The sequence below is a fragment of the Maritimibacter fusiformis genome, from assembly GCF_008086115.1.
In the GTDB taxonomy this organism is placed as follows: domain Bacteria; phylum Pseudomonadota; class Alphaproteobacteria; order Rhodobacterales; family Rhodobacteraceae; genus Muriiphilus; species Muriiphilus fusiformis.
The window spans coordinates 550,205-572,719 of the sequence record NZ_VSIY01000004.1 but is presented as its reverse complement, the minus strand read 5'-3'; the positions used below and the strand labels follow the sequence as shown (position 1 = coordinate 572,719).

Sequence of the window (22,515 nt, the reverse complement as noted above, 5' to 3'; positions counted from 1 at the left end):
GCCTATTTCTGCCCCGGCGGCCCGGGCGCCCGTTTGCGCGCCTTGACCCAGGCCAGGAACCGCCGCGTCGAGGTCTCGTCACGGATCGACCCCGCACCGCCCGGGCTGGCGTCGAGATAGATCCGGCCCGCCGGACTGCCCCCGTCATAACTGGTTGAACCGGTTCGCGTCTTTGACCGGACAAGCTGGAAATGCCTGTCCATATCATACCGATACGGCATGTCTTTCCCCCCCACTCCGCTCAGAAATGGCACGAATGCCACATTCGGCCCCCCGGCCGGTCAAGCGGTTCGCGGTGACGGGCTGCCTCCCGACCGTCTGGCATCGCCCTTCTCACAGGCCCGCCCGGCAGCGCGGTTGCAGCACCGCGTGGCCGGCGGGAAAAGGTCGATCCGGTCAGGAGTTTCCACGCCACCAGAGGCGATTATCGCATGTCGCAGGGATTCGCGGAAACGAAAAGTCAATCATTTCATTGGCTTGCCGAGCGAGATCGTTGCGGATCTGGAAACACTGAACGAGGCTTCGCCGGTCATATTGATGCCCGACTTGCGGGTTAGAGCCTGACGGGCGAGCAGAAACGAGACAGGTGCGTGCGATGACCCTGCGGCTATGCGTGATCCTCGATCGCGACCGCGCCCCGGACCCCGGTGCGCGCCGCCTCTTGGCGGCCATAGCAGACGACGCGCGGTTCGAGCTTGCCGCCGTCACCCGCGCGCCCACCCACGCGTCCGAGACCGCCGCATCCCTGCCGCGCGCCGTTCGCCTGGCGCTTGCGCTCGAGGCCCGCGCCTTTCCCGCCCCCGACAGCGCCCCCGCGACCATCCCCCCGGTGACCGGGTTCGCACAGCTGGCGCAGGGCCATTTCGACGTGGTGATCGACCTTGCCCACACCGCCCCCGCGCTGACCGTCGCGGCGCGTCACGGGGTGTGGCGCCTGTCGGTGTCGACCCCCGACGCCGGGCTGGCCGAGGCGCGCGACCGGGCGCCGGTCACAAGCGTCACGCTCTGGTGTCACCGGGGCGACGCGCCACCCGTGGCCATCGCAACCGCCCACTACGACACCAAGTTCCTGGCCACCCGCAACGCCGCCTTCGCGCGCGAGAAATCGGTGCAGTTGATCCTGCGCGAACTGGCGCGGCTCGATCTCGCCGGGCAGATGCCCGCGACGGTCGACGCGCCCGCGCCGCCGCGCCCCTTCGCCAGCCGCGACCTGCCGGGCTACCTCTGGCGCAGCGTGACCAAGCTGGGGGCGCTCGCCCTGAACGCAGTTTTGGCCCGGCTCGGCCGCCGCCCCGGCGCGTTCTTCCTGCGTCTGAGCGACGCCGATCCGCTCACCTTCGACCCGGCGCAGGGCACCGACCTGATCGCGCCCGGCAATGCCTATTGGGCCGATCCGTTCCTGTTCGAGCACGGCGGCGCGCTATTCCTTTTCTACGAGGAATTCGACTACTGCACCGGGCTTGGGCACCTCGCGGTCGGGCGGCTGGAGGGTGCGGCGCTGATCCCCCTGGGCCGCATTCTGGACAGCCCGGACCACCTGTCCTACCCCTTCGTGTTCCGCTGGCAGGACGATATCCTGATGATCCCTGAAACCAGCGCACGGGCGGGCATCGAGGTCTGGCGCGCGACCGATTTTCCGACCGGGTGGGAACTGGCCGCGACCGCACTCAACGGGGTGCAAGCCTCCGACACCGTGGTGTTCGAGCATCAGGGCCGCTGGTGGCTTCTGACCAATCTCTGCCACGACAGCTTTGGCGATTTCGGCGCGGAACTGCACCTCTTTGCCATCGACGGCCCGATGCTGAACAGCGTCACGCCGCACCCGCTGAACCCGGTGGTGATCGACACCACCCGTGCGCGCGGCGGCGGGCGGGTGTTTGCCCGCGACGGGCGGCTTTTCCGCACCACCCAGGACAATTCGCACGGCATCTACGGCTTCGGCCTGAACCTGACCGAGATCACCGAGATCAGCGACACCGCCTTTCACGAGCGCCGCATCCGCCACATCCGGCCCGATTTCGAACCCGGCATCATGGGCTGTCACCACATGGACGCCGCCGCCGGGCGCGTGGTGATCGACATCCGCCGCCGCCAGATCGGCGCGCGCCGGTTACGGCCTGGGCAGAACCAGCACCCGGCGCCGTAGAAACAGCACCATCACCGCCAGCCAGGCCACGGCCACCGCCGCAAGGCTGGCCAGCAGCCCGGCGCCGGTTCCAAGGGCTGCGCGCGGCACTTCGGTGCCGAGGATCGCGGCACAGATCAGGACCGTCGCCCCGACACCGGGCACGAAGGTGGCGACCAGTTGCTCCGGCCGCAGTTTCAGCGCCCGCATCATCGCCCCCAGCGACAGGACCGCGACGAGCACCGAGCTTGCCACATGCGTCCAGGCCGCCGCTTCGGCACCGTAGCGCGCAAAGATGAACAAAAGGACAAGCAGCGTGCCGGCGCCATAAAGCCGGATGGCGAATTGCTGGCGTCCGCGCCCGGTGGTCATCAGCGTCGGTTCCAGCAGCGCGCCGAGAAAGCCGATGGCGCGCGAGATCGACAGGATCACCACCACCCCGGTCGCCGGCAGCCAGGTCTCGTCCAGGATGGTCACGACCAGCGCTGGGGCCAGCAGCGCCACCGTCGCCGTCATCGGCCACAGGATCGCCGCGGCGATGGACATGCTGGCGATCCAGGCGGCGCGCAACTCGGCCAGCCCGGCGCGGTCCTTCTCGATCCGGGTGAAGCGCGACCAGGTCAGCAGGCCCAGCGGTTGCAACACCAGGTCCGAGGCCGTCACCGCGATCCGCGCGCCGCCGCGATAGGCCCCGATCACCGCCGCCGAGGCGAAGGCGCCGAGGATGATGTCGGTGCCGTAATTGGTGAACAGATGCACCGTGGTGGTGCCCCAGAGCGGCACGGCGGTCTTTTGCGCCTCCTGCACCGAGGTGCGGCGGAAACGAAACCGCGGCAGGTTGCGCACCATCGCCGCCGTCAGCACGAACCCCACCGCCAGCGAGACATAGCGCGAGGCGATCAGCGCCCCGATCTGCCAGCCCTGCGTGAGCAGCCAGATCGCCGCCGCCAGCCCCGCCGCCTCGGCCACCAGCACGTAGAGGCTGGCCGCGCGCACCCGCTTGGCGCGCACCAGTTGGGCCTCCCACCAGGCGGTCGGGACGATCAGGAACGGGATCGGCGCCAGCGCGATCATCGCCGCGCCGCTGGGCGAGGACAGCCCGCCGAACATCAGCGCGGCCAGCAGGATCGCGACCATGCTGGTGCCGCCGACACCGGCCTTGAGCCAGAACACCGTATCGCGGTCGCGGGCGAAATCCGGCGCGCGCAGCAGCGCCTGGTAGTAGCCGGTGAACACGAAGGTGTTGCCGATCACCACCGCCGCCCAGGCCAGCGCATAGGTGCCGAAGGCGTCGAGGTCGAGATAACGCGAGGCGACCGCGACCGCGGCGAAGGAAATGGCCTGCCCGATAACCCGGGAGGCCACCCCGACGACATAGGGTTCGCTCAGCTTTCTCAGCATCGGCTCTGCCTGCTCCCGTCCCGTCCCGCACGGGGATGCAGTCTGACGCCGAACTGCGGCGAAAGCGTGACCGGGCGTGGGAGCTGCCTTCGCCCGACGGGTGAAACAACCTGTTTTTGTTCCGGATGGGCGCAGGATTTGCCGTGCAAGGGCGCGTCAATGACGTTATTCGGGGCGCTGTGGAACACCCTGGACAGACTGCCATGCCGCCCCCGGCCCTCGCACTTCGTGTCATCAGCCTTGACGACAGCGCCGAGCGGCGGGCGTTGGTGCGGGCCAATCTTGAGACCTGCGCCCTGCCCTGGGCCTTTCTCGACGGCAGCCGTCCGGGCGATGCCAGCGACCTGACCGACGATGCCGCCGGACAACGCGCCCGCTTCGGACGCGAGCTGACGCCGGGCGAGGTCGGCTGTTTTCGCAGCCACATGCGCGCACTGGACGCCTTCGACGCCGACCCGGAGCTTGCGTGGCTGTTGGTGATGGAGGACGATGTCTGGCTTGATCCGGCCTTTCCCTACGGCGAGCTTGCCGGTTGGCTGGAGGCGCGCGGCATCGGCTTTCTGCGTCTGTTCGCGCGCGAATGGCGCCGCGCCTGGCCGCGTTACCGCTTTGGCGAGCGGCAGATCCTCTATCTCGCGACCGACCCGTTCGGGGCACAGGGCTATCTGATTTCGCGCGCCGCCGCAGAGGGGTTTCGCAGCCGTGTGCGCCGGGTGGTCAGGCCGATCGACGACGAGTTCGGGCGGTTCTGGGAAAACAGCCTCGACAATCACCTGCTGTTTCCGTTCCCGATGGTCGAACGCCACGGCGCCTCGACGCTGAACGAGGCCCGCAGCGGCGCGGCGCTGGAACCGGCCACGCCGGGCCTGCGGCGCAAGCTGGCACGGGCGCGCGATTTCCTGGCCAAACGCGCCTACCTCGCCTGGCGGCTGTCGCCGCTGGCGCGCGATCGCATCCGGCCGGTCAAGCGCTAGGGTCACGTCAGACGCTTTGCGCCTGCAAGGTCGGAAGCCTGAGGCCATGCTCGCGCAGCACGCTTTCCATGCCGCGCCGAAAGGCGCTTTCGTCGAACTGGGCCGCATGGCGCCCCAGCGCCTGCGGGTCCAGATGCTCCAGCCCCTCGCGCTCGAACGCCTCGACCGCAGCGACCAGCCCGTCGACGCTGGGATCGTCGAACAGCAGCCCGGTCTGGCGGTCGATCACGGTATCCAGCGCCCCGCCCCGTCCCAGCGCGATCACCGGGCGGCCCGAGGCCATGACCTCGACCGGAACGATGCCGAAATCCTCCTCGCCCGGGAAGATCAGCGCCTTGCAACTGGCCATGTAGGCCTTGAGCTTGGCGAACGGCAGCTTGCCCAGGAACCGGATGTTGTCGTTCGCCTCGGCGGCCAGCGCGCGCTCGGCCCCGATGGGCCCGCCGATCACGAACAGCGGCTTGTCCAGGCGGTTGAACGCCTCGATGGCAAGGTCCGGGCGCTTGTAGGCGGCCAGCTCGCCCACCCAAAGGTAGAACCCGCCGCGGTCCTCCGGCGCGATCGGCGCGAATTCCTCGACCGCCACCGGCGGATGCACCACGGTGGCCTCGCGGCGCCAGTATTTGTTGATCCGCGCCTCGACATGGTTGGAATTGGCGACGAAGCGATCCACCCGCGCGGCGCTGGAGACATCCCATTGACGCAGGCTGTGGGCCAGGCGGGGCATCATCGTGCGGGTCACCATGCCGGCGCCGTCGCGGTAGACATGATACTGGTCCCAGAGATAGCGCATCGGCGAGTGGCAATAGCAGATATGCGGCGCATCCGGCGGGGCGATGACCCCCTTTGCCGGGCCGGATTCGCTCGACAGGACGAGGTCGTAGCCGGTCAGGTCGATCTCCTCCAGCGCGCGCGGCATCAGGGGCAGGTATTTCTGGTAGAGCTTGGAGGCAAACGGCAGCTTGCCGACCGAGGTGGTCTGCACGTTCTTCGAGCGGATCAGCGGGCTGACCGCGTCCGGGTCGTAGGCATGGGTAAAGATGTCGGCCTCGGGGAACATGCGAAGCAGGGCTTCCAGCACGCGCTCGCCGCCGCGCATCCCGACCAGCCAGTAATGGATGATCGCAACCCGTGGTTTGGCGCGGCCGCGCTGCACCCGAGCCGGCACCTGCGTCCGGTCGCCACGTAGCCGGTCGTCCAGCGAAACCAGGGCGCGGCTGTCAAGCATGTGCTGCATAACCTTCTCCATAAGCTTTCTCGGCGGTTTTCGGGTCGACCTGGTTGAGCACGATCCCGGTGACGCCCCGGCCCACCCCGGCCAGCGCGTCGAGGCCTTCGGCCACCGCGGCGCGCGGCGTCGCGTCCCAGCGCACCACGTAGACGATGCTGTCCGCGACCTGCGCCAGCACCAGCCCGTCCGACACCTTCAGAAGCGGCGGCGAGTCGACGATCACCACGTCATAGACCCGCTTCAACTCGTCCATCATCGGGGCGAGCCAGTCGGTCGCGAGGTCGTCAGCCGCCTCGGGGCAAGGGTGCGCGGCGGCCAGCACGTTGATGCCCAGGTCCTCGTCGGTCATGATCGACTCGGCCAGGTCGGCACGTTCGAGGATGAAATCGGCCAGGTCGTATTCCGGCGCCCAGCCGAAATCCCGTGCCAGCCGCGACCGGCGCAGATCGGCATCGACCAGAAGCACCGATTTGCCGGCCAGCGCCGCCATTTCTGCCAGCGCCATCGCGGTCATCGACTTGCCTTCGTCGGGATAGGACGAGGTGACGAGGATCACGCGATTGCCGCCGCCCCGCCCCTGCATCAAGAGGAAGGTGCGCAACTGCCGGATGCGTTCCCCGAACATGCTGTTGGGGTTCCAGCGCAGCCCGGCGATGACCTCCTGCAGGTTGCTGCCCACGACTTTCGGCAGGGTCGCCAGCACCTTGACGCCGGTTTCGGCCTCGATCTCGCGCCGCGTGCGGAACGTGGTGCGGGTCATCTCGAAGAACAGCGCCAGCCCGATACCGACAGTGCCGCCCAGCATCAGCCCGAATGCCGCCATCAGCTTTGGGCGCGGCGCCGAGGGCACTTCGGGGTAGGTCGCGCGCTCGATGATGCGCGCGTCGGGGCGTTGCAGCCGGTCCTGCCCGCTGGCCGCCGAGAACCGGGCCAGCAGGGTCTCGTAGTTCTGCCGCGCCGCCGAGGCTTCGCGTTCGAGCTGTCGCAGGCCCAGCGAGTTTTCAGAAATGCCGGCGATCCGGTTCTCAAGTTCATGGATGCCCTCGACCATCGACGCCTCGCGCAGCCGCGCCACGTCGACCGCGTTGCGCCGCAGGTCGATCACCCGCTGCGCCTCGGTCGCCAACTGCGCCTCGACCCGCTCGATCTCGCCCCGGATGCGCTGGCGCTGAGGGTGTTCGGTGCCGAACGAGCCGGCCCATTCGCCGTCCTCGCGCTGCAGGTCCAGACGGTCCTGCGCCAGTCGCTCCAGCACCGGCGAGGTCACCGCCTTGGCCAGCCCGGCCGCACCCTGTTCGACCAGGATCGTCTTGAGCTGGTCGAACTCGGCCTCCGCCGCCACCCGCTCGGCGCGCGCGGTGACAAGCTGGCCGGTCAGGTTGGCAAGCTGCTGGTTGGCGGTCTCGACGCTGCCGCCGTCGCGCGCCAGACGCTCGGTCTTGTAGGCCGCGACCGCCGCCTCGGCGCGCTCGACCGCGATGCGCGCATCCTCGACCTGTTCCTCGATCCAGGTCGTCGCCTGGCGCACGCTTTCTCGCCGGTTGGCAAGCTGCATCTCGAGGTAGGTGTCGGCGATGCCGTTGGCGATGGCGGCGACCAGCCCGGGGTCGCGGCCCTTGAAGTCGATCGCCACGACATAGCTCTCGCCCTCGCGGCGCACGTTCAGGTCGCGCCGGATCGCCCAGGTCAGGCTCGACATCCGGCTTTCCATCGTGTCCTCGGGCCGCGGCCCGTCGAACAGCGCGGTTTCCAGCAGCTCGACCCCGATCTTGTCGATCAGGTTGCCGATCAGGATGTTCGAACGCATCACCGCCATTTCCGACAGGATCACCGGCTCGGACAGATCGAGGCTCTGCATCACCTCTTCGGACGGCACCACCGAGACGTGGCGCGCATCCAGCATCACCTTGGCATCCGCCGACCAGGTCGAGGGCAGAAGCCCGGTGACGACGTAGAGCAGCGCCGCGGTGCCGATGGCAATCGCGCCGATGAACAGGTGCCGCCCGGCCAGCGCGCCGAGCAGACCGCGCACATCGACCCGGTCGGCATCTTCCAGCCGCGCCGTGGCGCGTTTCGTCATCGGCGATTGAACGTCGAGCGTTGTCAAACCCTACTCCTCGTGCCCGAAACAATGGGAGGGATGCAACGGGACCGGACACCGGCAGAGAAGGCGCAAGGGCACGATCGGCCCCGCCCTGGCTGGCTTGGGTCATGGATGGGTCCGGGCGCGCCACTCATCGCGCCCGGGCCACTCCCCTCGCTCGTCAACGCCGGCCTTTCAGGCCGACGCCCCTGCCACCTTACAAACCCACACATCGCCCCCCTTCGGGCGAAAAACAGTCGTCCCCCACGGGCATCTCCGCCCCGATCTGTTGGCAAGTCAAGGGTTTGGCGGAATTGGGCAGGATTGTGGCGCCGGGCTGGCAACAATGCGAAACAGGCGGGCGGACTGGCCCAAACCCGGCAACATTGTGGCAAGGTCGTGGCCCTGCAGTGGCAGGCGAGTCAGTTAACCGATTCTAAAACCAGAGCGCGAGAAAGCCCGGTCGCGACACCCGCGAGCGCGAAGAAGAACAGGCCCAGATCGGGGGTCGAATGGGTCAGGATCGCCGCCGACATCATCGCCAGGCACCCCGCCTTCAGCCCCCGGATCACCCCGGCGCGCGGATCGTGGCGCGGCCCCGACGGCGCCGCCGCGACCGAGGCGAGGAACGCGATGAACAGCCCGGTTCCCACCACGCCGATGCTGCCCAGACAGGCGATCACCCAGTTCGAGGCACGCACCGCCCCCAGCCCCGCCCCAAGCCCCCAGGTGTCGCGGAAATTGATCAGCGCCTGGGTGTTCCAGCTCAGCCGCTCGACGCCGCTATCGGTCGCGAGTTTCTGAAACAGCGCCCGGTCGAGGAAGGTGGTCACGGGCTCGACCAGCTGGTAACTCGCCACCGCCGCAACCAGCGTGGCCATAAGCAGCATCGCGCCCCCCGCCGTCAGCACCACCGACCGGCGTTCGGCCTCGGGGCGCAGGTTGCGAAACACCGTGTAGAGCGCGAACACCACCACGAACACCGCCAGCGCCAGGTAGGCCGCCGACGAGGTCGAGCGCAGCACCGCAACGGTGGACAGCACCAGCATCCACGGCGCGGCGCGCGAGCCCGGCGTCGAGATCCAGTATTGCAGCCAGAACCCGAACAGCCCGAGCGAGAAGTAGCCAAAGCTCGACGCTTCGGGAAAGCCGCCGACCATGCGCTTGATCCCGGCCATCGTGTCGGTGATGTGCATCGAGTAGTTCGCGGTGCGGATCGGGTCGAGGATCTGCGCGGTGCCGGTCGCGAAGGTGGCCACGTCGATCCAGCCCAGCGCGACATGCACCAGCGTCGCCACGATCAGCGCGGTCAGCGCCGGGCCGGTGTCCGACACCCGCCGGAACGCGGTCGCCAGCCCGACAAAGACGCAGAAATCCAGCCCCAGCCTGAAAAGCTGCGTGATGTTGCCGGTCGAGGGGCCGAGCGGATAGCGCACGATGCCGGTGCCCTGGGCGGTGCGCGCGATGCCGAACACCTCGGTCTCGCCGGCAAAGATGCGCGGCAGGAAGATCGCCGAGAACGCGGCCACGATCATCACCAGCGTCAACAGGAACCCCGGCTGCCACGGCCTGAGCGTGCCGATCACGCTGGCCCCCGCGCCGCGCCGCAAAAGGACCAGCCCGAACACCACCACCGCCGCCAGGTCCGCCACCCCGATGGTCGCCCCGCCAAGCGCCGGCAGGTTGAAGGCCGCCGCCGCGCCGAACGGAAGCAGCGCGAAGAACGCCCAGGCCCCCCGGCGCGGGCCGAGCGTTGCCAGCGCCACGATGGCGGCAAGTGCAAGAAGGCTCGAAGGGACGAATTCCATGCCGGGCGCGGGCCTCTGGTGTCGGGTCCGCCCCTACCTGCACCAATCGCGCGCGCCTGTGAAGGCCGCTTGCCGGGCGCACGCCGCTGGGGCAGGGTCGGACGGATGATCGTGTCCCGCCTTCTTTCGCTTGCCGGCCTCGTGCTGGCCACCGCGGCCGCCGCCGAAGACCTGCGCGCGCCCCGACTTGCCGCCGCGTCGAGCTTTGGCCAGACTTGGGCGCCGGACCTGCTTGACGCGGCGGTGGCGCTTGGCGTCACCGATCTGCGCGACGAGGTGTTCTGGAAACACGTCACGCGCGACGGGCAGGACCGTTTTGACTGGCCGATCAACCGCTACCCGGCGCTTTTGCCCGCGCGCGGCATCGCGCTATCGGTGATCGTCAACAACGGCCACCCGGATATCGACGGCGGCGTGACGCCGACCTCGCCCGACGCGGTCGCCGCCTTCGCCCGCTATGCCGCGCGTCTGGCCGCCCGGTTCCCGGCCATCACCTCGGTCGAGGTCGGCAACGAGATGAACTCCGACGACTTCACCTCCGGCCCGATGCGCGAGGCCGGGCTGGCCGGGCGCGCGCGCCTCTACACCACGCTTCTGGCCGCCACCCATGAGGCGGTGAAGGCCGCAAACCCCGATCTGCGCATCATCGGCGGCGCGGCGCTGGCGATGCCGCTGGCGTGGTTCGCGGCGCTGTCCGACGCGGGCGCGCCCGCCCATGTGGACAGCCTTGCGCTGCACCCCTACACCACCCCGCCCGAGCAGTTCCGCCGCCAGGTCGCCCTTCTGCGTGAGATCCCGGGGTATGAGGCGATGGCGCTGGAGGTCACCGAGTTCGGCACCCCGGACCCGGACGAGGCCCCCGCCTACCTGGTGAAATACCATTGCCAGATGGCGCTGGCGGGGGTGACGCGGGCGGTCTGGTATCCGCTCAACCCGCGCGGCGACGGCATGGCGCCGCTTGTCACGCCCGCGGGCGGCGTTACCGATGTGGGCCGAACCTTTCAGCTTCTTCAAGGACTTACCGGCCTGCCGGCCCAGGATGCCGCGCCCGATCCTTTCACCTATGCCTGCCAGTTCGGCCCCCGCGCGCTGGTGATCTGGGGCGCGCCGCGCGCCGTCACGCTGACCGACCCGGCGCTGAGCGCGCGCGACCCTACCGGCCAGCCCGTCGCCGCCCCGCGCCTGTCACGCGAGGTGCCGCTTGTGATCACCTCCGAGGGGCCGGATGTGCGGCTGGGCGAGACCGTGCGCCTTGGTCCGCAGACCGTCATCGCCGACACGTTCGACCAGTTCGCCTATCCCGGCCAGCACGGCGACAGCTTCCAGCGGTTCGCGCGCGCCGGTGGCGAAGTGATCCCCTTCACCCTCGGCCCCGGGCAAGAGACGGGCGGCGTGCCCTGGACGCCCTACCTCGGCACCGCGGGCGACGGGATGCTGCGCATGGACGCCACCTTCCTGATGCCCTCGATGCACGCCGTTGGCCCGGCCGAGATCGTCCACCGCTTCACCGCGCCCGAGGCGATGCGGGTCAGCCTCGACGCCATGCTCGACCCGGCCGCAGGCAGCCGCGACGGTGTGCGCCTGTCGGTCGAGGTGAACGGCGCGGAACTGGCCGCGCGTCATGTCACCGGGCGCGAGGTGCTGGTGCTCGACGGCGTGGCGCTCGAGGCGGGCGACAGGCTCGACATCATCACCGGCCCCGGCGCGACACCGGACGGTGACGACGCGCTTTACCGCTTCACCCTTCGGCGCGCGCCATGACCGCCACCGAATGCCCTGATCGAGCCGCGACTTGCACGATTTCCACAATCCACTGTCGATCTTGCCGGAAAAATGCCGCAAACTCGGGGCAATTCACTCCGGCGAACAGTCCAGATCCAACCTTGCCGCGCGACAGTCTTTGACGGACCCGAACCCATGACCGACAGCCGGATAGTCATCGTGAACGACGAGAGCCGGGCGCGCGGCGGGGCCACGGTGCTGGCCCTGACGGCGGCACGCGACCTTGTCGCGCGCGGGCACGAGGTGATCTGGCTGACCGGCGATGCCGGCGACAGCCCCGAGCTTGCCCGCCTCGGCGTCGAGGTGGTGGCGCTGGGCGAGCGGGCGCTTCTGGAAACCCCGCGCGGGCGCGCCGCGATCAGCGGCATCCACAACGCCGCCGCCCATCGCATGATCGCCGATTTCGTGGCCCGGCGCGACACGCCCGGCACCGTCTATCACGTCCACGCCTGGTCGCAGATCCTGTCTCCGGCGGTATTTGCCGCGCTGGCCCCGGTCGCCGAGCGCACGCTGATCCATGCCCATGACATGTTCCTGGCCTGCCCCAACGGCGTGTTCATGGACTACCGCCGCGACGAGGTCTGCACCCGCGTGCCGCTGTCGGCCTCCTGCATCGTCACCAATTGCGACAAGCGCAGCTTCCTGCACAAGCTCTGGCGGGTGGCGCGGCAAAAGGCGCTGTGGCGGGCTATGGCTCCGTTCGAGGCCTGGGCCGGCATCCTGGTGCTGCACCCGGCGATGAAGCCGCGCCTGGCGCGGGCCGGGTTCTGCGAGGCCGGCATGACCACCCTGCGCAACCCGGTGCAGCCCTACACCACCCGCCGGATCGAGGCCGAGGCCAACCGCGGCGTGGTCTATGTCGGGCGGCTGGAGGCGGACAAGGGTGTCGGTGAACTGGCGGCGGCAGCGGCGCATGCCGGCGTCGCGTTGACGCTGGTGGGCGACGGGGCGATGCGCGCGGAACTGGCCGCGCGCTACCCCCGGATGCGCATCACCGGCTGGGTCGACAGCGGCCAGATCGGCGCGCATGTGGCGGACGCACGGGCGCTGGTGATGCCCTCGCGTCACCCCGAGCCGTTCGCGCTGGTGATCGCCGAGGCGGCGGCCAGCGGGTTGCCGGTTCTGGTTTCCGATACCGCCCTGATGGCGGGCGAAGTGGTCGAGGCCGGGCTTGGCCTCAGCTTCGACATTCTCAGCCCCGGCAGCCTCGAGGCGGCGCTTGAACGCATCACCTCCCTGCCCGATGACGAGGTCCGCGCCATGAGCGAGCGCGGCTTTTCCGGCGAGGTCGCACTAGGCCACAGCCCCGACGGCTGGATCGACGCGCTCGAGGCGCAATACGCCCGCGTGCGCGCCGGGGTCAGGGCGTAAGCTCGAGAATCCGTTCGGGCGAAACGCGGCCGCGCAGAAGATCACGCAGCGCCAGCAGGTTCCCCCTGAGCCGCCCGCGATAATCCGCCCAACGCGGCGGGTTGAGCGACCGCACCAGGTTGGCCGCGCTGTTGCGCGCCATCATCTCATAGGCATGGCGGCGGCTGATCGAGCCCTTTTTCAGCAGGTAGACCGGGTTGGCGATCTGCGAATAGCCCAGGAAAACCCCCGGCGTGCGCCCGGTCTTGGTGCCCAGGTGAACGCCGCGCATCCGGCCCGACTTGACCAGCTTGCCGAACGGCGCCAGCCGGCGCGAGAAATCGACATCCTCAAGCCAGCTGTAGAGCGGCAGCGCCTCGTCGAAGCTGATGTTCCGTTCCAGCACCACACTGGCGCGGAACGCCATGTTGCAGCCATAGGCGGCATAGGTCGGCACCACCCGGTCGCGCGCCGGGGTGCCGTTCAGGCGTTCCAGCATCCGCGCGCCGCGGGCGTGGTCGAAGCCCGGCCCGCCGATCCCGTCCGCAAGCACCGTGCCGGTGGCCATCACCACCTCGGGGTCGGCCCCGAACACCTCGAGCGTGCGGCTGAGGTAATCCGGCGCCATCAGGAAATCATCGTCCAGAAACAACACGATATCGTTGGGCCGAAGCAGGTCGAGCGCGCCGTTGCGCTGGCGCGTGGCGCCCTTTTGCCCGACCACGATCTCGACCGGGAACGGCAGGTGCTCGGGCGCCAGGTCGCCGATGTCGTCGAGCGCGGCGAGGCTGAGGATCAGCAGATCGGGCCGCCGGTCCTGCTGGGCGATGCTGCGCACCGTCTCGGGCAGGATGCCGGGGCGGTTGGCCGAGGCGATCGCCACCACCATGCGCGGGCGGGCATTCACCAACCTGCGGCCCGGCGCGCGTTTGGGCGTGTCGCGCGACGCGGGCCTCGGCAGCGAAATCTCGGCCTCGGCGGCGGGCCGGGCAAAGCTTTGCCGGCGCAATCGGTTCAGCTTGTCCTGCAAATCAGGGTGCCTGTTGGGGTCGTGCATGCAATGATCAACCTAATATGCGCCACGTTGTTTCAGCACCACGCCAACCGTCCTGAACACGATCGAGAGGTCGTCGCGGAACCGCGCGGTGCGGACGTAGTCCACATCCAGCGCGACGCGCGCCTCGTAATCCGTATCGGTGCGCCCGCCGACCTGCCAGGCGCCGGTGATGCCCGGGCGCACGGCGCAGTAGTCGGCGAAATGGCGGCCGTATTTCTCGATCTCGTCATCGACGATCGGGCGCGGCCCGACGATCGACATGTCGCCCTTCAGCACGTTCCAGAATTGCGGCAGTTCATCGAGGCTGGTGCGCCGCAGAAAGCCGCCGAACGGATGCACGCGCGGGTCGCGCTCGAGCTTCTGGGCGGCCTGCCAGTCGGCGCGCGCAATCGGGTCGATGGCGAAAACCCAGGCCAGCCGGGCGTCGCCGTCGGCGCGCATGGTGCGGAACTTGTAGCATTTGAACCGCCTGCCATCCTTGCCGATCCGGGTATGGGCGAACAGCACCGGCCCCGGATCGCGCAGCTTGAGGATTAGCGCGATCAGCCCCATCGTCGGTGCCAGCGCCATCAGCGCCAGCGCGGCGAACGCCTTGTCGAACAGCCACTTGCCAAGCGGGATCTCAAGCAGGCCGCGGCCGCGCGCAGCCTCGCGCCACGCGGCCAGAAATCCCGGCCGCTCGGTTCCGGCGTCATAGGCCATCTGCTGTCCTCCGTGTGTCGTCTGCCTCGGCAGCCCCGCATGATGTCGGGTTTTCGCCCGAACATTGCCACAGGTTTGCCACATTTCAGGCCGGTCACAGAGGAAACAGACTGTTTACGTTGACGATCCAAAGACGTTGACGCCGGGCGCGGCACAGTGTTGCCGGGGCGGATACACCACGCGCCTCAGGGTTGTTCCAGGTGAGTGCCTGAATGCCGCGCGCGGCGCTGGCCGCGCGAATCGTCAGGCCTTTTTCGCGACGCGGTGCCGCAGCACCAGCGGGCCATAGATCAGCGCGAAACCGCCGAACGCCCCGATCCAGCCGGTCCCCGAGATATGGTGCAACATGTCCGCAGCCCCGATCCAGATGCCCGCCGCCAGCCGCGCCAGCACCGAGATCAGCAGCAGGACATAGATCGCCACCGTGCCCGGCCCCGCGGTCAGCGTCTGGCCGGTGTGCCCCAGCGTCGCGCGCGTCATCACCGCCAGCGTCATCAGCCCCAGCGCGCCGGCCATCCACAGATGCTGCGCCGCCGCCGATCCGAACACGCCGGGCCAGAGGATCTCGGCGCCCAGCGCCAGTGCGCCCAGCGGCACGAAGGCATAGGCTAGGTGCAGGATCCACAGCAGCGGCTCGGCCAGCGTGCGCTCGCCCGCCCAGCGCGTCAGCCGCACGGCGTGCATCAGCCCCGCCACGATCAGCGCCACCGCCGTCAGCCGCGCCTCGGGCAGCGCCACCCACAGCAGCACCGCCGCCACCAGCGCCGCCAGCGCCAGCTTGTCGAACCGCTGCATCGGCGGGATCGGCAGCCGCCCCGGTTCGCGCCGGACCAGCCAGTTGCGGGTGAACGACGGCACGATGCGCCCGCCGATCAGCCCGATCAGCGCGATCGCCGCCCCCAACCCGATCCGCAAACCATAGCCTTGCGCCGCCGCCGCGCCCTGCGCCGCCTCGAGGTGAAACACAGCGTTGCCCAGCGTGAACACCGCCAGCATCGCCAGCGGCATCAGGTTGCGCCAGTTCTTGCCGGTCACGATCTCGCGCCCGATCACCAGCGTCAGCACCACCGGCATCGACAGGTCGACCAGCGCCACCACCAGCGGCGGCAGCCAGTCCGAGATGCCGACCGCGACCCGCCCGGCCAGCCACAACAGCACGATCACCAAAAGCGGCCAACCCACGATGGGCAGGCGCCCGGTCCAGTTCGGCACCGCCGTCATCAGGAACCCGGCGATCACCGCGATCACATAGCCATAGAGAAACTCGTGCGAATGCCAGGCCACCGGGTCGAGCCGGATGGGAAGGTCGCCCAGCCCTGTCAGCATCATCAGCCACAGCACCATCGCGATGGCGGCCCAGACCGCCGCGCCCAGGAAAAACGGGCGGAACCCGAAGGTCAGGATGGCCGGGCCACGCCAGTCGCGCATCTGTTGGGCGGTTGTGCTCATGTCGTCTCTCTCAGGCTCTGTCGCCCGCCCGGCTCAGACCGGGTTGGCGTGTGTCGGGTTGGGCATGGGTTCGGGCATCACCCCAGGCGCGGCACGGCATGGGGGTTGGCGGCGGCCTCGGCGGCGTCGGTCACGGCGATGTTGAGCGAGCGCGCGATGCGTTCGGCCCGCTCGATCACATGCGCCGCGCCCTCGGGGGTGCAGGTCTCATGCGCGGTTTCGCGAAACAGCGCAAGCCAGCGCTCGAAATGCGACCAGTCGACGGGCAGGCCGACGTGTTTGGGCACCGGCGCGCCGTGATAGCGCCCGGTCATCAGGGCGACCGAGGACCAGAATTCGACCATCCGCGCCAGGTGCGGTTCCCAGTCGGCGATGCGTTCGTCGAAGATCGGGCCAAGCACGGCATCCTTGCGGATCTTGCCATAGAATGCATGCACGAGCGTGGTCAGCCGCCCGTCGTCAAGCCCGGTGCGTTCCATCAGCGCCGCGGTCATCGCGGGGCGGGCGGAATTCAGCGTCGGATGCTCTTTCTGGTTGACCGGCATCGCCTGTTCCTCAAGTCATGGGGCTTGCAATGCGATGTAATCCTGTTAATAGGCATTGTAAATACCTATTCAAAAAACACCAAGGATGTGGCCCGGATGCGCCTCACCTCGTTCACCGACTACGGCCTCAGGATGCTGATGCGCATGGCCAGCGCGCCGGAGCGGGCCTTTTCAACCGCCGAACTGGCCGAGGAATTCGGGCTGTCGCGCAACCACCTGACCAAGATCATGCAAAGCCTTGCGCGGGCCGACATCGTCGAGACGCGCCGCGGCGGCGGTGGCGGCGCGCGGCTGACCCGGCCCGCCGATCAGATCCGGCTGGGCCAGGTGATCCGCACGCTGGAAGAGGGCCAGTCGCTGGTCGAATGCTTCGCCCCCGGCCGCGCCGCCTGTTCCATCGACGGCCATTGCCGGCTCAAGGCGCGGCTGCGCGGGGCCGAGGCGGCGTTTCTTGCCCACCTCGACAGCGCGACGCTGGCCGACGTGGCCCTGCCCGCCCCGGCCTGACCCTCAGACCACGCCCAGCGCCCGCATCGCCTCGGCGACGCGCACGAAGCCGGTGATGTTGGCGCCCAGCACGTAATCGCCCGGTGCGCCATATTCATCCGCGGTCTCGGCGCAGGCGTCGTGGATGCTGTGGATGATCTGCGCCAGGCGCTCCTCGGTCTTGGCAAAGGACCAGCTGTCGCGGCTGGCGTTCTGCTGCATCTCGAGCGCCGAGGTCGCAACGCCCCCGGCGTTCGCGGCCTTGCCCGGCGCGAACAGCACCTTGGCCTTCTGAAAGACATGCACCGCGTCGGGGGTCGAGGGCATGTTGGCCCCCTCGCCCACCGCGATCACGCCGTTCTCGACCAGCGTTTTCGCGTCGGCTCCGGTCAGCTCGTTCTGGGTGGCGCAGGGCAGCGCGACCTCGCACGGCACGTCCCAGATCGAGCCGCCCTTGACGTAATGCACCCCGTCGCCCTTGAGCTCGGCGTATTCGCTGATGCGCCCGCGCCGGACCTCCTTGATCTCCTTGACCAGCGCGAGGTCGATACCGTTCTCGTCGACGATGTAGCCATCCGAGTCCGAGCACGCCACCACGGTGCCGCCAAACGACATCACCTTCTGCATCGCATAGATCGCGACGTTGCCCGACCCCGACACGACACAGCGCTTGCCCTCAAAGCTGGTGCCGGTTGTGGCCAGCATGCGCTCCACGAAATAGACGGTGCCGAAGCCCGTCGCCTCGGTGCGCGCGCGCGAACCGCCGTAGGACAGGCCCTTGCCGGTCAGAACGCCGGCCTCGTAGCGATTGGTCAGACGTTTGTACATGCCGAACATATAGCCGATCTCGCGCCCGCCGACGCCGATATCGCCCGCCGGAACGTCGGTGTATTCGCCGACATGGCGGTGCAACTCGACCATGAACGACTGGCAGAAACGCATGATCTCGCGGTCCGACCGGCCGCGCGGGTTGAAGTCGGACCCGCCCTTGCCGCCGCCGATGGGCATGCCCGTCAGCGCGTTCTTGAAGGTCTGCTCGAAGCCCAGGAACTTGATGATCCCCACATTCACCGAGGGGTGAAACCGCAGGCCGCCCTTGTAGGGACCGAGCGCCGAGTTGAATTGCACACGAAAGCCGCGGTTGATCTGCACATCGTTGTTGTCATCGACCCAGGGCACCCGGAAGATGATCTGGCGTTCGGGTTCGCAGATCCGTTCGATCAGCGCCTCCTCGGCATATTCGGGGTGTTTCGAGATCACCCGCCCGAGGCTCTCCAGAACCTCCTGCACGGCCTGGTGGAACTCGGTCTCGCCGGCGTTGCGGTGCAGCACGGTGCTGAGGATCGGTTGCAGCTTTTCATCAATCGCGTTCATCTGTCTCTCTCGTCTCGGTTTTTCTGTGTCGTTGAAATCCGTCGAGCCGGGCGGCAGTCAGGCCCGGTCGGGCGGCGTGGTCGCGCGGACCCGACACGGGGCGCCCGGGCAAGTCATCACTTGTTTGGGTTATGCGCGCATGAAAATACCGCCGCGCGGCGGTTTTCAAGCACGAAACGCAAGATTCTTCGCAACTGCGGAAATAAGTCGCGGTTCGGGCTCCGTTTTCACGCGCTTTCGGCCGGATTGTGGATGCCGGTTTCCGTCACCACCGCCTGCATCGGGATGTCATGCGGCTGCGGATAGATGGTGGCGATCCGTGCCGCCTCCAGCCCGACGCCGATGGCCAGCGGCGCGGGCCGGATCGCGGCCAGCGTCCGGTCGAAATAGCCGCCGCCATAGCCCAGCCGGAAACATTCAGCATCCCAGCCCACCACCGGCGACAGGGTGATATCGGGGATGATCTCGTCCCCCTCGGCAGGCACCGGGATATTCCAGAAACCGCGTTCCATCCGGGTCGCGGGCGTCCATTCGCGAAACACCAGCGGCTGCGCCTTGACCGCCACCAGCGGCAGCGCAGCCCGCGCCCCGCGGTCCGCCAGTCCGGCCAGCCAGTGCCGCAGGTCGATCTCGGCCTTGATCGGCCACCAGGCGGAAATCGTCAGCCCGGCCAGGCTGCCGACCCGCTCGGCCAGGAAGCTGTCGAGCCGGTCGGCAATCGCCTCGCCCGCAGCCTTGCGCGCCGCCACCGACAGGCCCGCGCGCTGGTCCAGCAGGCGCACCCGCTCGGCCTTGCGCCAGCGGGCCACGTCGCGGGCCTGTTCGGGGTCTACCGCGAGCGGGTCGAAATAGGTCGGGTCGATCTCATGCGCCAGGCAGGGCGGCGAGGCATAGCCGCGCGGGGTGTCGTCATCGCTCATCTTGCGGCCTTTCCGCGTCACGCATCGCGTTTTTCCCCGAGATAATCACGCAGCACAACCGCCTGATTGTGCTCGTCGTCCTTGGCGCCATAGATCAGCGTGACCGCCCCCTTGCGCACCCATTTCAGCGCCTCCTCGACCGCGTCCGAGGCATCGTCCAACTCGGCGCGATAGCGTTTCTGGAACTCATCCCACTTGTCGGGGTCGTGGTCGAACCATTTGCGCAGGTCGTCCGAAGGCGCGATGTCCTTCAGCCAGTCGTCCAGGTCCAGATCCTCCTTGGCTACGCCGCGCGGCCAGATCCGATCGACCAGCAGATGCGCGCCCGGCGCCTTGGCCCCGTCGCGCAGGTCATAGGCGCGGCACAGATGTATCTTGCCGCTCATGACGTGCCCTCCCCGGTCTCGATCAGGTCGAGCGCCTTGACGGAATGGGCGAAGGACGCGCCCGCCCGCATTTCGGCGGCCACCCAGATCGCCTCCATGATCGCCTCGCCGCTGGCGCCTTCGCGCCGGGCGGCCTTCACGTGCCCCTCGATGCACCACGGGCATTGCGTGACATGTGCCACCGCCACCGCGATCAGCTGCTTGGTGCGGGCATCCAGCGCGCCCGGCTCGAACACCGCCTTCGAGAAGGCGCGGAACGCCTCGTCCGGGCCGGGGGCCAGCGCGCGGCGTTTCTCGGCATGGGCGCGGGTGGCCCTTGGCATGGATATGTCGGTCATCGGGGCTCCTTTCGGGTTGCGGATGCCCCGGCCGGTCAGGCGCTCGCCGGTTCGAATTGCGGAAACAGCACGTCGTTTTCCAGCCGGATATGCGCATCCAGTTCGTTCAGGAAATGCTCCAGACCCCGGTAGAGTTCCGTCCAGCTCCGGCAGGCGCCCTCGGGCAGGGTCAGGTCGTCGGTCAGCGCGCGGATGCGGGAGACCTCTTCTTCGTGGTCGTCATGGTCGGCGCGCATCACCGCGATCGGGTTCTCGATCCCCGGCATCCCGCCCTTGCGGATCGCGGGAAACAGGATCAGCTCCTCTTTCTTCATATGCACCTCGAGCGCGCCGATCATGTGGCCGAGCACCTCGGCCAGCCCGGCGGGCACCCCCGGCGCGCCGGCATGGACGCGCTCGACCTTGGCCGACAACTCGGCCAGTTCCGGCAGTTGGGCGCGGTGGGCGGCGTGATACTGCGTCTCGATGAAGGTGGTCATTTCGGCGGGGTCGGCAGGCGGTTGCGGCGTGGTCATTGCTTCTGTCCTCGATTGCGTCGATCCTCGGCCCGGCACGGCCGGGCGCGGGACTTGCGCGAGGTTAGGTCGTATAATAGGTATTGTAAATACCAATTCAAACCGGATCAAACCGACCGACAGGAGAACGACATGGACAACTGGCTTCCCACCCTGATCACCGCCACCCCGACCGAAGGCTACGAGCTTGCCGTCAAGATGTCGCGGGTGGCCGTCAAGATGACTCAAGGCGACGCGGCGATGCGCGACAAGCTGCGCCCGGACTACGCCGAAAACGCCGATTCGCTGATCGCGGTCAGCGACGTGGTGGCGCATCACTTCGCCACCGTCGCCGCCGCCAACAACTACTGGAGAGACTGACATGGCCCAGGTGGTCCCCACACCCGAGGGGTTCGAGGTCGAGGCGGGTCTTCTCGCCTCGGCCTTCGGGATCGACGAGGCCCGGGTGCGCGACGAGATGCGCGCCGGCGCTATCACCAGCCTGTGCGAAACCGGCGTCGACGAGGATGCCGGGCGCAGCCGCGTCACCTTCCGCTATGGCACGCGGGTGCTGCGGCTGATCGTGGACGACGCGGGCAAGGTGGTGTCGAACGGGCGCTTCGACGTGCGGCCCCGGCCCTGAGCTATCCGCCGAGCCGCGCCGTCCAGTCCTCGACCTCGCGCCGCGCCAGCCGTTTCTCGGCCAGCGCGCGCCACGAGGGTGACAGCCCCTCCAGCGCGGCAAAGGCGACAAGCGCCGTGTCGTCCGCCCCGCTGCGGTAGAGAAGCCGCCACACCCGGTCGAGCGGCCAGTCGGGATTGGGCCGCGCCACCAGCCGCAAGGCGTCGCCCAAGCGGACCGCGCCGGGGTCCAGCACCCGGAAATACCAGCCGGTGCGCCCGCTGTCCTGCACCAGCCGGGCCATGTCGCGCCGCTCGAACCGAAGGTTGAGCCGGCTGCACGGCTGGCGCGCCTGGCTGACCTGAACCCGCGCCGCGCCCAGCGTGAAACTGTCCCCGATGCAGATATCGGCCTCGGTCAGACCTTCCACCGTCAGGTTCTCGCCGAAAGACCCCTCCGTGAACGCCGCCGCCATGTCGGGCAGATCGCCGCGCCACGCCGCGTAATGCGCCAGCGGATAGGCATGCGCCGCCTTCTCGACCCCGCCGTGGTGCCTGGTGTCGCCCACCCGATCGCCCTCGAATCCGGTCGCTTTCAGCATCACCGGGCCGGGCACGGGCTGGCGGCGAAAACTGCTCATCACCCCGTCCGGCCCCAACGGGCGCGGCGTGCCGATCTGAAGCCGTGCCACCCGGCCAGAAACCTCCTGCATCACTCGCTCTCCCGTTTTTGCCCGGCCTCGCTCAGCCCGTAGATACCGACCTCGATCCGGGCAAACCAGCCCAGATGGTTGTCTGCCATCATCCGCGTGGCGTGCTCCACGCCGGTCGCCTTGGCCACCACCGCGCCCTTGCTCGGCCCGTGTTCATCGAGATAGGCGGCGATGCGCGCCGCGTCCTGCTTGTAGGCGGTGACGATCTTGCCGTTCGTGCCGCCCGCGTTTGGGTCGCCCGCGCGCCGGGCGAACTCATCCATCAGCCGGGCGCGGCGGGGCTTGGACTTGCGCGGGCGAAACGGGGTCGGGTCGGCATGGACTTGCACGAATCCGTCCTTGAGGCGCACCGACAGTACCCCAAGCCCCAATCGCTTGCACAAACCCGTGTTTCCCTTGAACGTCCGCCAGCCTGCCTTGCCAGCCCAGCGCGGCACCGCGACATAGACCTGATCGGTGATCGCCTGCCGCGCCACCGCCTGTTGCAAGAGCGTCAGCGAGAACCCGGTCTTGAGCTCCACCACCACCAGGTCGTCGCCCCGCAGGCCCACCACGTCCGCCGGGCCGACCTCGGATTTCACCTCGAAGCCCAGCTCTTCCAGAAAGGCCTTCACCGGCGGATAGAGATCGGTTTCGCGCAGTCGCTCCATGGCCCCGTATACCCCGATTGCCGCAC

23 protein-coding genes are annotated in these 22,515 nt (G+C 68.6%); 7 read left to right on the top strand and 16 right to left on the bottom strand.

The annotated features are described in order from the left end of the window. Positions 1–2 precede the first annotated feature (2 nt). Positions 3–221 (bottom strand): hypothetical protein, encoded by a 219-nt coding sequence (locus FVF75_RS06835; protein WP_148377186.1) that lies wholly within the window; start codon positions 219–221, stop codon positions 3–5. 374 nt (positions 222–595) lie between these two features. Between FVF75_RS06835 and FVF75_RS06830 the strand changes: the two genes are divergently transcribed. Further along, positions 596–2,146, top strand: a complete 1,551-nt coding sequence (locus tag FVF75_RS06830; RefSeq protein WP_187392998.1) for a glucosamine inositolphosphorylceramide transferase family protein — start codon at positions 596–598, stop codon at positions 2,144–2,146. Here FVF75_RS06830 and FVF75_RS06825 read toward each other — a convergent pair. Beyond that, complete coding sequence (locus FVF75_RS06825) at positions 2,111–3,526, bottom strand: oligosaccharide flippase family protein (RefSeq protein ID WP_148377184.1); 1,416 nt, start codon at positions 3,524–3,526, stop codon at positions 2,111–2,113. The two genes, FVF75_RS06830 and FVF75_RS06825, sit on opposite strands and share 36 nt — an antisense overlap. Before the next feature lie 203 nt (positions 3,527–3,729). Between FVF75_RS06825 and FVF75_RS06820 the strand changes: the two genes are divergently transcribed. Beyond that, positions 3,730–4,500, top strand: a complete 771-nt coding sequence (locus FVF75_RS06820; protein ID WP_187392997.1) for a glycosyltransferase family 25 protein — start codon at positions 3,730–3,732, stop codon at positions 4,498–4,500. 7 nt (positions 4,501–4,507) lie between these two features. Here the strand turns inward: FVF75_RS06820 and FVF75_RS06815 are convergent, their stop codons facing one another. The 3 genes from FVF75_RS06815 to FVF75_RS06805 form a co-directional block, all read right to left on the bottom strand. After that, complete coding sequence (locus FVF75_RS06815; protein WP_246138019.1) at positions 4,508–5,737, bottom strand: glycosyltransferase; 1,230 nt, start codon at positions 5,735–5,737, stop codon at positions 4,508–4,510. Beyond that, entirely contained in the window at positions 5,721–7,811 is a 2,091-nt protein-coding gene (locus FVF75_RS06810; RefSeq protein WP_148377182.1) for a GumC family protein, read from the bottom strand. The genes FVF75_RS06815 and FVF75_RS06810 overlap by 17 nt, the downstream gene beginning before the upstream one ends. 425 nt (positions 7,812–8,236) lie before the next feature. Beyond that, complete coding sequence (locus FVF75_RS06805; RefSeq protein ID WP_148377181.1) at positions 8,237–9,622, bottom strand: O-antigen ligase family protein; 1,386 nt, start codon at positions 9,620–9,622, stop codon at positions 8,237–8,239. Positions 9,623–9,733: 111 nt separating this feature from the next. Between FVF75_RS06805 and FVF75_RS06800 the strand changes: the two genes are divergently transcribed. Together FVF75_RS06800 and FVF75_RS06795 are read left to right on the top strand one after the other, a co-directional pair. Next, complete coding sequence (locus FVF75_RS06800) at positions 9,734–11,383, top strand: hypothetical protein (RefSeq protein ID WP_148377180.1); 1,650 nt, start codon at positions 9,734–9,736, stop codon at positions 11,381–11,383. A 156-nt stretch (positions 11,384–11,539) separates the two neighbouring features. After that, positions 11,540–12,775, top strand: a complete 1,236-nt coding sequence (locus tag FVF75_RS06795; RefSeq protein ID WP_148377179.1) for a glycosyltransferase family 4 protein — start codon at positions 11,540–11,542, stop codon at positions 12,773–12,775. Here FVF75_RS06795 and FVF75_RS06790 read toward each other — a convergent pair. From FVF75_RS06790 to FVF75_RS06775, 4 genes are all read right to left on the bottom strand, one after another. After that, on the bottom strand, positions 12,765–13,811 hold the full coding sequence (locus tag FVF75_RS06790) for a glycosyltransferase family 2 protein (RefSeq protein WP_217353169.1): 1,047 nt from the start codon (positions 13,809–13,811) through the stop codon (positions 12,765–12,767). The genes FVF75_RS06795 and FVF75_RS06790 overlap by 11 nt on opposite strands. A 12-nt stretch (positions 13,812–13,823) precedes the next feature. Beyond that, complete coding sequence (locus FVF75_RS06785) at positions 13,824–14,513, bottom strand: sugar transferase (protein ID WP_148377178.1); 690 nt, start codon at positions 14,511–14,513, stop codon at positions 13,824–13,826. A gap of 243 nt (positions 14,514–14,756) precedes the next feature. After that, on the bottom strand, positions 14,757–15,962 hold the full coding sequence (locus tag FVF75_RS06780; RefSeq protein WP_148377177.1) for an NnrS family protein: 1,206 nt from the start codon (positions 15,960–15,962) through the stop codon (positions 14,757–14,759). Between the two features lie 77 nt (positions 15,963–16,039). Continuing rightward, positions 16,040–16,507: a group III truncated hemoglobin gene (locus tag FVF75_RS06775; RefSeq protein WP_246138018.1), complete on the bottom strand. Its 468-nt coding sequence runs from the start codon at positions 16,505–16,507 to the stop codon at positions 16,040–16,042. A gap of 96 nt (positions 16,508–16,603) precedes the next feature. Here FVF75_RS06775 and FVF75_RS06770 point away from each other — a divergent pair, with 96 nt between their 5' ends. Next, positions 16,604–17,014 (top strand): Rrf2 family transcriptional regulator, encoded by a 411-nt coding sequence (locus tag FVF75_RS06770; RefSeq protein WP_148377176.1) that lies wholly within the window; start codon positions 16,604–16,606, stop codon positions 17,012–17,014. Positions 17,015–17,017: 3 nt separating this feature from the next. Here the strand turns inward: FVF75_RS06770 and gdhA are convergent, their stop codons facing one another. From gdhA to FVF75_RS06745, 5 genes are all read right to left on the bottom strand, one after another. Next, positions 17,018–18,367, bottom strand: coding sequence for an NADP-specific glutamate dehydrogenase (gene gdhA, locus FVF75_RS06765; protein WP_148377175.1), 1,350 nt, complete (start codon positions 18,365–18,367; stop codon positions 17,018–17,020). A gap of 227 nt (positions 18,368–18,594) precedes the next feature. Next, positions 18,595–19,287, bottom strand: coding sequence for a 5-formyltetrahydrofolate cyclo-ligase (locus FVF75_RS06760; protein ID WP_148377174.1), 693 nt, complete (start codon positions 19,285–19,287; stop codon positions 18,595–18,597). A 17-nt stretch (positions 19,288–19,304) separates the two neighbouring features. Next, positions 19,305–19,673, bottom strand: a complete 369-nt coding sequence (locus tag FVF75_RS06755; RefSeq protein WP_148377173.1) for a DUF488 domain-containing protein — start codon at positions 19,671–19,673, stop codon at positions 19,305–19,307. Beyond that, on the bottom strand, positions 19,670–20,011 hold the full coding sequence (locus FVF75_RS06750) for a carboxymuconolactone decarboxylase family protein (protein WP_148377172.1): 342 nt from the start codon (positions 20,009–20,011) through the stop codon (positions 19,670–19,672). Before FVF75_RS06750 ends, FVF75_RS06755 begins: the two co-directional genes overlap by 4 nt. A 35-nt stretch (positions 20,012–20,046) precedes the next feature. Then, complete coding sequence (locus FVF75_RS06745) at positions 20,047–20,526, bottom strand: hemerythrin domain-containing protein (RefSeq protein WP_148377171.1); 480 nt, start codon at positions 20,524–20,526, stop codon at positions 20,047–20,049. Between the two features lie 132 nt (positions 20,527–20,658). Between FVF75_RS06745 and FVF75_RS06740 the strand changes: the two genes are divergently transcribed. After that, a complete protein-coding gene (locus FVF75_RS06740; RefSeq protein ID WP_148377170.1) occupies positions 20,659–20,886 on the top strand; it encodes a hexameric tyrosine-coordinated heme protein in 228 nt (75 codons plus the stop codon). A 1-nt stretch (position 20,887) separates the two neighbouring features. Continuing rightward, positions 20,888–21,148: a DUF6522 family protein gene (locus tag FVF75_RS06735; protein WP_148377169.1), complete on the top strand. Its 261-nt coding sequence runs from the start codon at positions 20,888–20,890 to the stop codon at positions 21,146–21,148. Between the two features lies 1 nt (position 21,149). On the opposite strand, the gene FVF75_RS06730 is transcribed toward FVF75_RS06735, so the two are convergent. Further along, positions 21,150–21,839 (bottom strand): MOSC domain-containing protein, encoded by a 690-nt coding sequence (locus FVF75_RS06730; RefSeq protein ID WP_148377168.1) that lies wholly within the window; start codon positions 21,837–21,839, stop codon positions 21,150–21,152. Next, the gene (locus FVF75_RS06725; protein ID WP_187392996.1) at positions 21,839–22,489 is read right to left on the bottom strand and encodes a DUF2161 domain-containing phosphodiesterase; all 651 of its coding nucleotides are present in this window, start codon (positions 22,487–22,489) and stop codon (positions 21,839–21,841) included. Before FVF75_RS06725 ends, FVF75_RS06730 begins: the two co-directional genes overlap by 1 nt. Positions 22,490–22,515: the final 26 nt, after the last annotated feature.

Coding starts and splice junctions, on each gene's coding strand:
- FVF75_RS06810 (WP_148377182.1), bottom strand. CDS start 7,811: ATGACGAAACGCGCCACGGCGCGGCTGGAAGATGCCGACCGGGTCGAT.
- FVF75_RS06735 (WP_148377169.1), top strand. CDS start 20,888: ATGGCCCAGGTGGTCCCCACACCCGAGGGGTTCGAGGTCGAGGCGGGT.
- FVF75_RS06760 (WP_148377174.1), bottom strand. CDS start 19,287: ATGAGCGATGACGACACCCCGCGCGGCTATGCCTCGCCGCCCTGCCTG.
- FVF75_RS06745 (WP_148377171.1), bottom strand. CDS start 20,526: ATGACCACGCCGCAACCGCCTGCCGACCCCGCCGAAATGACCACCTTC.
- FVF75_RS06730 (WP_148377168.1), bottom strand. CDS start 21,839: ATGCAGGAGGTTTCTGGCCGGGTGGCACGGCTTCAGATCGGCACGCCG.
- FVF75_RS06785 (WP_148377178.1), bottom strand. CDS start 14,513: ATGGCCTATGACGCCGGAACCGAGCGGCCGGGATTTCTGGCCGCGTGG.
- FVF75_RS06830 (WP_187392998.1), top strand. CDS start 596: ATGACCCTGCGGCTATGCGTGATCCTCGATCGCGACCGCGCCCCGGAC.
- FVF75_RS06820 (WP_187392997.1), top strand. CDS start 3,730: ATGCCGCCCCCGGCCCTCGCACTTCGTGTCATCAGCCTTGACGACAGC.
- FVF75_RS06780 (WP_148377177.1), bottom strand. CDS start 15,962: ATGAGCACAACCGCCCAACAGATGCGCGACTGGCGTGGCCCGGCCATC.
- FVF75_RS06740 (WP_148377170.1), top strand. CDS start 20,659: ATGGACAACTGGCTTCCCACCCTGATCACCGCCACCCCGACCGAAGGC.
- FVF75_RS06775 (WP_246138018.1), bottom strand. CDS start 16,507: ATGCCGGTCAACCAGAAAGAGCATCCGACGCTGAATTCCGCCCGCCCC.
- FVF75_RS06835 (WP_148377186.1), bottom strand. CDS start 221: ATGCCGTATCGGTATGATATGGACAGGCATTTCCAGCTTGTCCGGTCA.
- FVF75_RS06750 (WP_148377172.1), bottom strand. CDS start 20,011: ATGACCGACATATCCATGCCAAGGGCCACCCGCGCCCATGCCGAGAAA.
- gdhA (WP_148377175.1), bottom strand. CDS start 18,367: ATGAACGCGATTGATGAAAAGCTGCAACCGATCCTCAGCACCGTGCTG.
- FVF75_RS06725 (WP_187392996.1), bottom strand. CDS start 22,489: ATGGAGCGACTGCGCGAAACCGATCTCTATCCGCCGGTGAAGGCCTTT.
- FVF75_RS06790 (WP_217353169.1), bottom strand. CDS start 13,811: ATGCACGACCCCAACAGGCACCCTGATTTGCAGGACAAGCTGAACCGA.
- FVF75_RS06825 (WP_148377184.1), bottom strand. CDS start 3,526: ATGCTGAGAAAGCTGAGCGAACCCTATGTCGTCGGGGTGGCCTCCCGG.
- FVF75_RS06815 (WP_246138019.1), bottom strand. CDS start 5,737: ATGCAGCACATGCTTGACAGCCGCGCCCTGGTTTCGCTGGACGACCGG.
- FVF75_RS06805 (WP_148377181.1), bottom strand. CDS start 9,622: ATGGAATTCGTCCCTTCGAGCCTTCTTGCACTTGCCGCCATCGTGGCG.
- FVF75_RS06755 (WP_148377173.1), bottom strand. CDS start 19,673: ATGAGCGGCAAGATACATCTGTGCCGCGCCTATGACCTGCGCGACGGG.
- FVF75_RS06795 (WP_148377179.1), top strand. CDS start 11,540: ATGACCGACAGCCGGATAGTCATCGTGAACGACGAGAGCCGGGCGCGC.
- FVF75_RS06770 (WP_148377176.1), top strand. CDS start 16,604: ATGCGCCTCACCTCGTTCACCGACTACGGCCTCAGGATGCTGATGCGC.